11 protein-coding genes are annotated in these 12,842 nt (G+C 40.5%); 1 reads left to right on the forward strand and 10 read right to left on the reverse strand.

Going from position 1 to position 12,842, the window contains the following annotated elements:
* Positions 1 to 116 precede the first annotated feature (116 nt).
* Positions 117 to 1,931, reverse strand: coding sequence for an ABC transporter ATP-binding protein (locus BMY70_RS23585; protein ID WP_090338984.1), 1,815 nt, complete (start codon positions 1,929 to 1,931; stop codon positions 117 to 119).
* The gene (locus BMY70_RS23590; RefSeq protein ID WP_090338987.1) at positions 1,928 to 3,667 is read right to left on the reverse strand and encodes an ABC transporter ATP-binding protein; all 1,740 of its coding nucleotides are present in this window, start codon (positions 3,665 to 3,667) and stop codon (positions 1,928 to 1,930) included. The genes BMY70_RS23585 and BMY70_RS23590 overlap by 4 nt, the downstream gene beginning before the upstream one ends.
* 259 nt (positions 3,668 to 3,926) lie before the next feature.
* Here BMY70_RS23590 and BMY70_RS23595 point away from each other — a divergent pair, with 259 nt between their 5' ends.
* Entirely contained in the window at positions 3,927 to 4,967 is a 1,041-nt protein-coding gene (locus BMY70_RS23595; RefSeq protein WP_090338989.1) for a GNAT family N-acetyltransferase, read from the forward strand.
* 95 nt (positions 4,968 to 5,062) lie between these two features.
* Here the strand turns inward: BMY70_RS23595 and BMY70_RS23600 are convergent, their stop codons facing one another.
* The 8 genes from BMY70_RS23600 to BMY70_RS23635 form a co-directional block, all read right to left on the reverse strand.
* A complete protein-coding gene (locus tag BMY70_RS23600; RefSeq protein ID WP_229209749.1) occupies positions 5,063 to 5,665 on the reverse strand; it encodes an HmuY family protein in 603 nt (200 codons plus the stop codon).
* Between the two features lie 82 nt (positions 5,666 to 5,747).
* Positions 5,748 to 7,130, reverse strand: a complete 1,383-nt coding sequence (locus tag BMY70_RS23605) for an HmuY family protein (protein WP_090338992.1) — start codon at positions 7,128 to 7,130, stop codon at positions 5,748 to 5,750.
* 32 nt (positions 7,131 to 7,162) lie between these two features.
* Positions 7,163 to 9,427 carry a TonB-dependent receptor gene (locus BMY70_RS23610; RefSeq protein ID WP_090338994.1) on the reverse strand — a complete coding sequence of 755 codons (2,265 nt, stop codon included), beginning with the start codon at positions 9,425 to 9,427 and terminating at the stop codon, positions 7,163 to 7,165.
* Positions 9,428 to 9,631: 204 nt separating this feature from the next.
* Entirely contained in the window at positions 9,632 to 10,162 is a 531-nt protein-coding gene (locus BMY70_RS23615; RefSeq protein ID WP_090338998.1) for a YceI family protein, read from the reverse strand.
* Between the two features lie 34 nt (positions 10,163 to 10,196).
* The gene (locus BMY70_RS23620) at positions 10,197 to 10,535 is read right to left on the reverse strand and encodes an avidin-fold protein (protein ID WP_090339001.1); all 339 of its coding nucleotides are present in this window, start codon (positions 10,533 to 10,535) and stop codon (positions 10,197 to 10,199) included.
* 28 nt (positions 10,536 to 10,563) lie between these two features.
* Positions 10,564 to 11,130, reverse strand: coding sequence for a DUF1003 domain-containing protein (locus BMY70_RS23625; protein WP_090339003.1), 567 nt, complete (start codon positions 11,128 to 11,130; stop codon positions 10,564 to 10,566).
* A 51-nt stretch (positions 11,131 to 11,181) separates the two neighbouring features.
* Entirely contained in the window at positions 11,182 to 11,565 is a 384-nt protein-coding gene (locus BMY70_RS23630) for a VOC family protein (RefSeq protein ID WP_090339006.1), read from the reverse strand.
* Positions 11,566 to 11,632: 67 nt separating this feature from the next.
* Positions 11,633 to 12,442 (reverse strand): helix-turn-helix transcriptional regulator, encoded by an 810-nt coding sequence (locus BMY70_RS23635; RefSeq protein ID WP_090339008.1) that lies wholly within the window; start codon positions 12,440 to 12,442, stop codon positions 11,633 to 11,635.
* Between the last annotated feature and the right edge of the window lie 400 nt (positions 12,443 to 12,842).

A 12,842-nucleotide genomic window follows, 5' to 3' on the forward strand; every position in this document is an offset into this window, starting at 1 on the left:
TGTCTGAAAGCCTTATGTTCGCTGTCTGATTTTGGACTTTATTCCGTATTTTTAATCTGATTTAAGCTTGGAATAATCTTATTTTTACGTTTGGCATCTAATCAAACTGAGGCAATTCAGGAAAATTGTCCGGTATATAATTGATAATATTTTCCCTTGCCGGACATCAGATCATTATGGGTTCCGCGCTCAACAATCTTACCAAATTCCAGTACAATAATTTCGTCCGCGTTCTGAACAGTAGATAAACGGTGGGCGATCACAAAGGTCGATTTTCCTTGCATCAGTGTATTTAAACCTAGATCGATTAATTTTTCCGTTCTTGTATCAATGGAGCTCGTCGCCTCATCCAAAATCAGGATCGGAGCTTCGGCAACGGTGGCGCGCGCGATATTTAGAAGCTGCCTTTGTCCCTGGCTCAGATTACTTCCGTCACCATCTAATGTCGTCTGATATCCTTGAGGCATCCTTGTGATAAAAGAGTGCGCATTGGCGAGTTCGGCCGCATGAATAACTTCGTCGTCTGTTGCAGACAGGCGTCCATAACGGATATTTTCCATTACCGTTCCTGTAAATAGGTGCGTATCCTGTAAAACTATTGCCATCGATTCTCGAAGACTTTTTCTGGAAATATCTTTGATATCAATACCGTCAATCGTGATCTTTCCGGATTGGATATCGTAAAAACGCGGAAGCAGATTAATAATCGTGGTTTTGCCAGCGCCAGTCGAACCTACAAATGCAATTTTATGACCTGGTTTGACTGATAAATTGATATCATGCAGGATTACTTTATCAGAACTATAACTGAATGAAACGCCTTCAAAACGAACTTCACCTTTTACATTCGTAAGTTTAAAAGCATTTTCTGCATCTGCTGGTTCAGGTAATTGGTCCATCATTTCGAAAACTCGTTCCGCTCCTGCCAAAGCGGCTTGCAAGCTGTTCAGCTGACTTGATAATTCGTTTATTGGTCTACCGAATTGTCTGGAATATTGAAGAAAAGAAGCCAGCCCACCGATATCCAGTCCGCGCGTGACAGCGAGCACTCCGCCGATTGTTGCGGTCAGCGCATAATTGATCGTACTCATGTTGATCATAATCGGCATCATCATTCCTGAAAACATTTGTGCTTTGGTTGCTTTGTCACGCAGATCAAAATTCAGTTTTTCAAAGTCTGTTTCAGCTTTTTCTTCATAACCAAAAACTTTAACCACCTTAATTCCAGTGATAATTTCTTCGATATATCCATTCGTGATACCAACTGCTTTTTGCTGAGCCAGGAAATAATTTTTACTGCGTTTGATAACCTGAGAAGCCAGAAACAGCATAAGCGGAACCATTACTAAGGTCACCAAAGTCAGCAAGGGGCTGATATATAACATAAGCAGAAATGTTCCGGAAAGTGTGATAACACTCGTGAAAATCTGTGTGAGGCTATTATTCAGTGATTCACTGATCAGATCGACGTCGTTTGTGAACCGGCTCATCAATTCTCCATGGCTGTTGGTATCAAAAAATTGCAAGGGTAGCAATTGCAGTTTTTTAAACAGATCATTTCTCATTTCATTCACGGTTTTTTGGGAAATGATGATCATAAACCTGCTTTGCAGATAGGCTGCGGTTGCTCCTGCAAGATAAATGACCAGCATAATGCCGAGCATATGCAATAAACCGTCAACGTCCTTCGGAATAATGTAATCGTTGATCAGCGGACGAAGCAAATACGAACCAGTTAAGGAAGCCGCAGTATTGACCAGAATAAATAAGACAACAGTAAATAAACCGAGCCTGTTTTTTTCAAGATACCCCCAAAGCCTGCGCATTGTCAGACCCATATTTTTAGGTTTTTCCACAGAAAAACGCCTTCCTGAGCTTGATCCTGGCATGCCGCCTGGTGCAGCTGATGATGTTGTACTTTTTTCGCTCATGAGGCTATGGCTTCATTTTGCTGCTGTGACTGATATATTTCCTGGTAAACTGCATTCGTTTTTATAAGTTCGTCATGTGTCCCGACCCCGATGATCCGGCCATCATCCAGAATAACAATCCTGTCTACCGTTTCGATAGAACTGATCCGCTGTGCAATGATAAACGTGGTCGTATTATTGTGATTTTCTTGTAAAGCAGTCCGGATTTTAGCTTCTGTTGCAGTATCGACGGCGCTGGTGCTGTCATCTAAAATTAGAATTACCGGCTGTTTCAAAAGTGCCCTGGCAATACATAACCGCTGCTGCTGACCACCTGAGAGATTGACACCGCCCTGCCCCAGAAGGGTTTCATATTGTTGTGGAAATGAGATGATAAAATCATGCGCCTGGGCATCTTTGGCAGCTGCAATTATTTCTTCATCACTTGCGTCCGGCTTGCCCCATTTCAGATTACTTTTAATTGTACCCGAAAACAATACGTTTTTTTGTAAAACTGTTGCAGTGGCTTCACGAAGATGTTTTAGAGAATAATTCCTGACATCAATTCCATCGATCAGAATTTCGCCTTCCGTCACGTCGTATAACCGTGGAATAAGTTGGACCAGACTGGTTTTTGCTGAACCGGTTGCACCGATGATTGCGATCAGTTCTCCCGGAGCAGCTTTCAGATTGATATCCTTTAAAACAAAAAAATCACTTTCAGATTTATATTTAAAACAAACGTCACGAAATTCAACTCCACCTTTTTTGATGTGAAAATTTTCAGCGTTTGCAGTAAAAGTATCTTTTATATCAACGTCGGTATCGAGCACTTCCAGAATCCGTTTAGAAGAGGCGCTCGCTCTGGAAAACATCATAATGGTCATGGAAAGCAGCATCAGCGCGATCAAAATCTGCGTGATGTAACTGATAAAAGACATAAGCTGCCCAACTTGCAAATCTCCCTTCATTACTTTGTTTCCGCCAAACCAAACAACCGCCACGATTGAAACATTCATGATCAGCATCATAACTGGCATAATCAAAACCACAATTGTTGATGCTTTGACAGACATATCCATCAAATCCCGGTTGGCAACAGAAAATTTTTCTTCTTCAAAATCACTGCGCACAAAGGATTTGACAACGCGGATATTGGTCAGGTTCTCCTGAATGGCTGCGTTTACACGGTCCAGTTTTTGCTGCATTTTTGTAAAATAAGGAATGCCTTTTTTCATGATAAAAAAAATGGCAAAGCTTAAAACCGGAATAGCGACAGCAATGATGATGGTAAGTTCTTTATTAATTTGTAAGGCGAAAATTACAGCGCAAACGAGCATTAACGGGGCGCGGATTAAAAGTCGCAAAGACATCATTACCACTTGTTGAAGTGTATTGATATCATTTGTTAACCTGGTCACCAGTGATGCGCTGCTGAATGTGTCGATATTGGAAAACGAAAATTCCTGTATTTTTTTAAATAGCCCCTGCCGCAATTCACTGGCAAAACCGACCGATGATTTCGAAGAAAAATATACATTGCCGACACCGCCGACGATGGCAACAATCGAAAGTCCGATCATCAGCGCGCCCATTTTCAGAATGTAATGCGTGTCTTGGTTTCTAATGCCGATATCGACAATGTCAGACATGAGCATGGGTTGGACGATCTCGCCAAAAACATCGATAATCGCCAGCAGTGGCCCTAAAATCATGGCAGACCGGTATTTTTTTATAAAAGGGAAATATCGTTTCATCAGCTTTTATCAGACGGAAAAAAGAATTTCTTGTGGAGGAATATGCAAAATAGAAATATATCCCGGAGGATTGTACAAATATCCTGCCTGTTTCAATGAATCTCTCTTACCTTAATCCGGATGTTGCCAAAAAAATAAATGAGCTGAATCTATTCTAAATTTATTTGGCAAAACGTATATTTATAAAATCATCACCAGTTTTATTTAATTATTTGAATTTGTGCTTGTTACTTGCAAATTATGCAAGCTGGTATTTATTATGAAAATATTTTCCATTAAGACCAATCGTTTCCTTTTAACAAAAATGACAGCCTCTGACGGCGACAAATATTTTAGACTCAGCGACAATGAGAATGTGATGAAATTTGTTACCGGCCACGCGCTGAATCGCCAGGAATCGGATGAAATGTTTGACAGGATTTTGAAAGAAAATGAAACGGAAACGTATTTTGGGAGATACTTGATCGAAGAGAAAAGGACCGGAAAGCTGGTTGGAGCTGCGAAACTGGAAGAATATGGAGCAGAAGTTGAAATAGGTTACCGGATTTTAGAAGAATATTGGGGAAAAGGTGTTGCAACCGAAATAGCCAAAGCTTTGCTGGTTTTTTCTATCCGCAAATTTCAGCCACCTGCAGTAATCGCATTTGTCAATGTGGAAAACGCGGCTTCTATAAGAGTTTTGGAAAAGGCGGGAATGAGCAATTTGGAGCGAATTGAAGATCTTGACGAAATAAAATATAAGTTCAGTTTTTCACCTCAAACAAATCCTCTTATGAAAAAAGCGCTCTACATTCTTCTTGGAATCATTGCCATTTTTATTCTTGCGGCGACACTCATGCCGAAAAACTATGCGGTTGAAAGAGAAATAATAATTAATAAGCCAAAAGCCGAAGTTTTTGCCTACCTGAAACCTCTGAAAAATCAGGACAACTGGAGTGTGTGGATGGCCAAAGATCCGGATGTAAAAAAAACATTTAAAGGTATGGACGAAACGGTTGGTTTTACGTCCCGGTGGGAGGGCAACGAGGAGGTTGGTGTTGGAGAGCAGGAAATTAAAAAAATTACAGAAGGTGAGAGGATCGATACCGAACTGCGATTTATCAAACCTTTTGAATCGACGAATGATGCCTACATGATCACGGAAGCTATTGGTCCGGAGCAGACCAGGGTAAAATGGGGTTTCACCGGCGCGATGCCAATTCCAATGAATGTATTTCTTCCGTTTATGGGCATGGAGGATTCCGTCGGGAAAGATTTTTCTGACGGATTAAAAAATCTGAAGAAGATTTTAGAAGGATAAAATTTCGCCACGGATCCACTAATTTTCACAAATAGTGTTAAAAATTATTTGTGAAAATTCGTGGATCCGTGGCAAAAAAAATTGGCCTGATTAAATCAGAACTTACCGCTTTCGTCGGCCAGAGCATATCTGAAGGTATAGTATTTGGACTCTTCAGTCGGCACATCTTCCGGTGCTCCTTTGTAATAACTGATGAATTCAATTTTGACTAATTTGCCTTCCGCAGTTCTAACCACGACAGTTCTGCCGGTTATTGGTAAAATCGCATGAACGTTCATGTCATATTTATACCAGGAATTTCCACTACCGCTTGCAATTGCGTTTCCTGAACCATCGTCCGTTTTGTATCCTTCTTTCGGAGCTTCTGATACGGTATCAAAAGGTTTTTCTAAAATTAGAGCAGCCCCTTTTCCTGGTCCGCTCGTTCCGCCATTTACAAGAATTGTCGTGCCGCTAAAAGCTAGGTCCCACTTATTTGTTCTGGCATCTTCCTGAGACACTTCTGCCCCGGTTAAGAGACTGATATAGTTATAGGTATTAGGCTTCGTCGCGGCACTGAAATCTTTGATAACCTTTATTTCTGGTTTAGCCGGGTTTGAGATTATTTCTAAACTTGTTTTGATTGGCAGAATATCACGAGCCTCCGGCATTACCGGAATCATCAGTGTCGAGATGGAAAAAATGATGGATTTAAGCATTTGGGTGTTTGTTATATTCCAAAAAATCAGAGAGAAAAGCGTGGGCTTTATCTCTCTGACGGGTTTAGAATAGTTAAAATGACTAAGCGCCTTTTTTTACAAGTTTGTATTCCAGTTTTGGCTTGCCTCTTTCTCCGCCGTCATTTGCGTGGAAGCTCAGGAATCTAAGTTTGTAAACATTTCCGGCTGCGTCTTTGATCAGATAAAAACGATCTGTTTTCACACCGACGGTACCGCCCGATGTCACTCTCCATTTTGAACCGATTACGTCCCGATCCGCAAGGAACGTAACTGCGGATAAATTACTTTCAGCAAATGCGTCATAACTTGTTGTGGACGTCAAGATCTCTGCTGCAGTAACGCCGGCATGGTGATTTATGAAAACCAGGTCAGAGAATGAATAAGGAGTTGTTCCTGTGAAATAAAGGCTATAACCCCAAACGATATCCCAACGTGCTTTCGTTGGTTCCACGCTTACAGCTGCACCTTTTTCAAGCGACGCAAACTGGAAATTATATGTAACATCTTTTGTTACATCAAGTGTTTTGAAAGTGGTTTCATTCAATTTTGCATATTGAAGTGTATAGCCTGTTCCTTTACGAAGTACACGGACTTTATAAATTTTATCAACTGCCAAAACTGATCCTGAACCACCTGCGCGGTTAACTACGTACACTTTGTTATCGGCATCGGTTGCGGAAATTTCTTTGATTACCGTCTTTGTAAGGTCGCCGGATACGCCATCATACAAGGCGAAAGTTCCAGCACCTTGCCCAACTGCTAGCGTATTAATGTCAATATCTTTATCTGAAACTGCGTTGATATCAGATTTATTGATCTCAATTGCCGTTGCGCCGTTGGTATTGTTTAGAATTACGCGGAAATCAGCCCCGCTGTTGAATCCTAAATCCCAGCTGTCACGAAGAACCGGCGTTTGGGTATTTGCGCTCAAATCCAGGTATACTGAATTGGCTGCACTTGCACCTGCTTCTGCACCCGCGATTCCGTTTAACTGCAATTGCGTCCCGTCCGAAACGATTGCTTTGAAGCTTAATTTTAATTCCGCGTTTGTGCCAATCATGGCAGGTGAGGAAACCGATGCTATTTTAAATAGAATACTTTCATCACCATTTAAAAGGACGCCTGTTTTTTTTAACACTTTGATTGTTACGCTGGTTTGTCCGGCAGGAACCGTCAATGCAATGGCATTATTTGTGGCAGCGGGCTCTGTCGTAAACTGAGTGCCATATGTCAAAAGGCTTGGCGTCAGGGCAACCGAAATCGAAACCGCAGATTCAGCCGCCCTTCCCAGGTTTATTTTCAGATCAGCACTTTCTCCTTCAAAACCTTGTGCCGTGGATTCGAACCCGGCGAGATTGTCCGGAAGCGGTGGATCGTCGTCGCTGCAAGCATTAAATATTCCTAAAATTGCAAAGATGAGTAGAGGTTTAATTAATCGTTTCATAATTGTTTGTTTAAATAAAATATGTAGGTGTATTATCTTTTAGACCATTGAATATTCAATCCCAGAAAATAAGAGCGGCCGCTGAAACCAGGTCCTGAGGCATCGTGGGCGGAACCAATTGTTGTATTTTTTATTGAAGTCAGATCAAAGAGGTTTTTCGCTCCGCCGATAAGACTTACATATTTCCCGATTGTTTTTGTCACCGTGATGTCGGCCATACTGTATCCGCTGATTTCCCTCAGGCTTGCTGTAACGGGATTGGTGCTCATGAGTGCATAGGCCGGCTTTTTACCGGTATACTTATAAAATAAATTAACACTCGTTCCAATTTTTGGGAAGCTGTAAAGCAGATTTGCGTTAATCTCGGGAGACCAGACAAATTCAGGAAGTTTCTCATTCAGTTCCCCTTCTTCACTTATTTCATTGTATGTTCCGATATAAGTCGCACCCAACGACGCCTGAATATTTTTCCAGTAAAGTTTATTGTCGAACGTCAGTCCAGTGGTTTTGTACAAACTGATATTCAGATAAGTCGTTTGCGTGGGATTATTGGGGTCAAATCCGGTATCAATCCGATCATGGAAAACATTGTAAAATCCACCAAGTGTCGAGGTCAGCCGAAGCACTGATTTTTCAACTGCGCGCCAGGTCAGGAAGGAATTAAAGCTGTTTGAATATTCTGCTTTCAGATTAACGTTGCCATTGATCGAATGCGATGCATCGTGAAAATCAAAGTACAATTCACGTAAAGCTGGCGAGCGGAAACCACGGGCATATCCCATGCGCAGATCAAAAACTTTATTCAGGATTATTTTGGCATTCAGCGCCGGAATCACCGGAGGCGCGTTGTAAACTGAATTTTTAATAAAACGAACAGCCGGACTTAGTTTTATGGCAGAGGTTATTTTCAATTCGGACGAAATGAAAAAAGCATATTCATTGATAGTCGGCGAACCCAGAATCCTCTGTCCGCTGCTATTATTATTGTTGACCTCAATACCTGGAAGCAGCGTCACGTTATCGTTGACTTTGTATAAGGCTGTTCCTCTAAAAAACACCGTTGTAAAAATTGATTTGTCCTGAGCAGCCGCGTCGAGTGAAAGTGTTCTGCGGTTCGTGTTTAAATCTAAAACAGTACTCAGTGTTCTGCGGCTGTAATCGGTATAAGAAAGTGCTCCTGTAAAGCCTAGTTTTTCGCTTGCCTTAAATTCGCCCTGCGCCTGATGAAACCAGCGTTTGGTTATATAATCTTTGTCCGCAGCTTTGTTTTCGGCGCTGACTCTTCCGAAGTATTTAATCGTCTCGTCTGTCCCGTTGAAACGATACCATATGTTCCATTTTTCTTTTGAATAACCAATTCCTGCAGTATACAACATTTGTTCTTTAGGCATCCAGGCTTTTAATCTTCCAGCAGAATCTCCCTGCCAGCCACCAAAGTTATTTCTGGTCACACTGCCGGATAGTTGAAATCCTTTTTTCTGCCAGGCGATTCCAAGATTCTGATTATGCGTTCCTTTATCCGTGAAAGCGTTGTATTCGTCACTTACCGTTTCTTCCTGTGCGCGTGCCGAAATTGTAAGATTGTCACTTCCGTCGCCTTTTTTAGTAATTAAATTAATAACACCGGCCAGCGCATCCGTTCCATAAATCACCGACATAGGACCTTCGACGATCTCTATACGTTCAATCGTGTTGATGTCAATCTGGCCAAGACTTTCGCGCGTCGCACCGCGGTCTACCATCGGAATTCCGTCAAGTAAAATCTTAACACTCTGACCAGACATGCCCATCAGCTGAATATCCGTCGTTCCTAATGTTGGATCATTTGAAAATCTTATTCCAAGTTCCGTGTTCAGAATAGTCTGGATGTTAGTAGCACCTCTTGCCTTGATTCGTTCGCTGTCGATTGTACGAACCTGATATACCGAATTACGTAAAGATTGCTTTCCAAATTGTCCCGTGATCACGGCGTCATCCAGGGATATGCCCGATTCCCGGAGTTGTATGTCATTCAAAATTGTTGGCGTTCCACTTGTTACCTCCACTGGTATTTCAAGTTTCTCGATACCAAGCATACCGATGATCAGATTATATTTTCCTGCAGGTGCTTTTAGGCGAAATTTTCCATCGCTACCTGTCGTACTGCCATACTTAGTATCTTTTAAGGTAATGTTTACACCTTCAAAAGACTTGCTGTCCTGTGTCAGAATCTTTCCTATGATTTCTCCATTCTGCGCAAAAATTGCCTGTGTGCAGGATAAAACGAAAATCCAGGTGACTGCAAAAAAATGTTTCATCGGAAGGTTATATCAATTTAGACCAATTATATTTTACAAATAAAAGGTTAATTAGACTAATTACAAAGTAATCCCTGGGGATAATTTTTACTTGTTCATTAGAAAGATATATTTCAAGGAAAGATGTTAATTGCTTCCTGCCAAAATAAAAAGCACCTGAATCAATTTTTAAGATTCAGGTGCTTTTTCAACAAGAGAAAAAATTTATTTGATTACAGCCTTCATAGTAACTGTTACGATGTCTTTCAATTTCCAGTTACTTTCTCCTACTTTATAATCAAGCCGGTTAATTTCAAAAGTACTGGAAAGAGCATAACTGCCATCAGCATTTTTTTTTGCTTCAAAGGGAAGGGTTACAGATTTAGAAACATCTTTAATTGCCAGCGAACCGATTGCCTGATACTTATCACCTTTCTTCTCAATTTTAGAAGATTTAAAACGAATTTCCGGATACTTTGCAACATCAAAATATTTATCACTTTTCATATCCTTATCACGAGCGTTACTATTCGTTTTAAACGAATTTGTAGTAACAGTCAGATTAAAGGCGGAAGCATTCAAATTATTCGGATCAAAAATGGCCGTACCTTTTGGCGCATCGAATGTGCCGTTGCAAGTTCCAAGAATAAACTTTACGCTAAAATCCGTAGAACCCGAAACCACTTTTGATGTTTGAGCATGTACCTGGCAAAAAGCCAGAAAAGCGAAGATTAAAACAGCGAATTTAAATTTCATAGGTGAATTTTTAAGGTTACAGCCATGCAGGATTTTATAATTCTTCCAGAATTGAATCTCCTTCCGACAAATCTCCCGATGTCCATTGCCATTTTTCATACAAACGTATTTTTCCGTCAGGTTTAATTTCTGGTGTCGATTTACATATGCCTGTTGTGATTTCGCCGCGATCATTAATTTGATGATATCGCATATCCAGGCAACCATTTTCGTCAACAAGTGCAATTAAATGTCCTGAACGGATATTAGCACCTACGTATTCCGAGGTAAGAAGGTTGCCTGATTGTTTGTAATGAAACTGCATTCCCAGGTCCACTTCACCATTTTCAGAGTTGGAAAGTGGAATAAAAATTTTGCCGTCGTAATTGATCATTGATACTAAATTATATTTACTAATTGTTTTAAAGATCATTCTTAGTACAAAGACTGTCAACACGCTCGGTTAATTTTTTTAACAATTCCAGCTGTTTCGCCTGCACTTCAAAGAGTGTTTTTATTTGTTCTTCCAAAAGCAGATCCATTTTTTGATGCAGGCTTCGCACCTCCAATTCTGATTTCATATTGATCAGATAATCATTTTCCGCCCGGATCCGGTCTTTTTCTTCCTGCCTGTTCTGGCTCATCATAATGATAGGCGCCTGCATGGCCGCAACGCAGGAAAGTACCAGATTCATCAGAATAAATGGATAAGGATCAAATTGTTCCGCTTTAGGAAGTGTTGAATTGTAGATAATCCATAACACGAGGACAACGCTGAAAATAATAATAAATGTCCAGCTGCCTCCAAATCTTGCCACTTTATCGGAAACCCGCTGGCCCTGGGTGAGAATTTCCTGCGGCGGATGGGCCAGGTTATCAACAATGAGTTGCTCTTCTGCAAAAGCTTTGGTAACAATATCATGTAATTTTTTTATCTGCTCATTTTGGTTGGCAAGAATGTCGTCAACTTCATTAATAACTTCGGCCATCTTTAATTCGTGTTTTTCTTTTAAAAGTACGAATTAAAGATGGCTTGCAAATTATTTGACAGACGTAATCCACCAAACATTTCCGCTGGGATCAGTTACCCCGCAGCTGCGGCCGTAATCCTGATCAGCTGGTTCCATAATGGATATAGCACCTTGCGACAATGCTTTTTTATACGTTTCGTCAGCATTGTCAACATAAATAAAAAGATTGGCAGTTTCCGTTTTCCATTTTTCAGTACTGTCGCAAAACATGATTGTACTTCCGTTGATCTGGATTTCTGAATGCATTATGACGTCTGTATCGTCGCGCATTTTCTTGAAAGTTACTACTGCGCCAAAAACGCTTGTAGTAAAATCGATAAACTTTTCAGATGATTCCAGCATCAGATAAGGCATGATTGCCTGGTGTCCATTGGGGATTTTCATTGTGCTCATTACTTTTTGTTTAATGTTTGATCAAATTTAGCACACCTGGAAAGTTGGAAATTGGAAAAACGCGACATTATGCTTCCATGTATTCTGAGCCTTCTGCTTTGCCGGAAAAGAACAGTTTGGGGTGTTGCCCCGAAAATTCCTTGAAATCATGAATGAAATGAGACTGATCGTAGTACCCGCATTCATAAGCAATCTCGGTTAATGATTTTTCAGGATTTCCATACATATTCATCGCAGCCTGAAACCGGATTATCCGTGAATATAACTTTGGGCTAAATCCTGAAAATGCTTTGAATTTTCTTTCAAACTGGCGTGTCGACAAACAGCTTTGTTCAGCCAATTGCTGAACATTAGCAATTCCTTTTGTTTGAATTATATAACTGATCGTTGAAAATACGGCAGGCTCTTCGTGATAATTTTTTGCAATCTGTTTTTCCAGAAATTCAGAAATAATGACGACACGCTCATCATTATTTTTTGCCAGCATCATCCTTTCTTGCAGATCGGTTCCGTGTTGTCCTAGTAAAGTTGGCAGATCAGGCATTTCATTGGTTAACTCATCCGAAGGCATCGAAAATAGGAGAGGTATTGCAAAGGGGTAAAGATAAACGCCAAAAATCCCAAAGTTTTGGCGAACAATAAACCGGCGAAAATGCTGTGATTGCCCGTGCAATCCTGAATAAAAAGAGGTTTCAGTTTTGTCAGTGGCAAAAATTTCATCAAAAGGCGCCTGGTAATGAAAGATCATTTCCGCGCAGCCGTCGGCCATAACCCGGTGTACATATGGTTTTTCCGTATCCACTTCGTCTTCGAGGATCCAGAAGAAACGGACAAATTTGGCAAGTTTCGGTGGCGGCGCAACGGTTAAATATTTCATAGATCAGCAGATGAATTGTCATGAAAACCATTCAATATTTAAAAGTGAAGATACGTTTAATGTATAGTTTTGAATCTGATTTTGATCATATTTTTTCGTGAGTGAATCATTTAGCTTGCCAGAATTTATTTTTATAACTGCCTGTAATGTAAACACAAGGAAATCGATGAACTGACTTTTATCTCAAAACGCGATAGGTATATTTCCGATTTCCTTTAATACATTTGATGAAAAATTGGGGATGGTGATTTAAATCAGTAGGTGCCGGAATTTGAATTGTCGTCATTTTGTTGAACAATTTGAATTTCAAATCTTGATTTTTTTAGAACTAATATCCAAATTAGAATTGTTACTAATAGCAGTTGCTGGAATAGCCGCAAGCTGATAACAAGTTTCTTTA

The sequence above is a fragment of the Dyadobacter koreensis genome (assembly GCF_900108855.1).
GTDB classification, from domain to species: domain Bacteria; phylum Bacteroidota; class Bacteroidia; order Cytophagales; family Spirosomataceae; genus Dyadobacter; species Dyadobacter koreensis.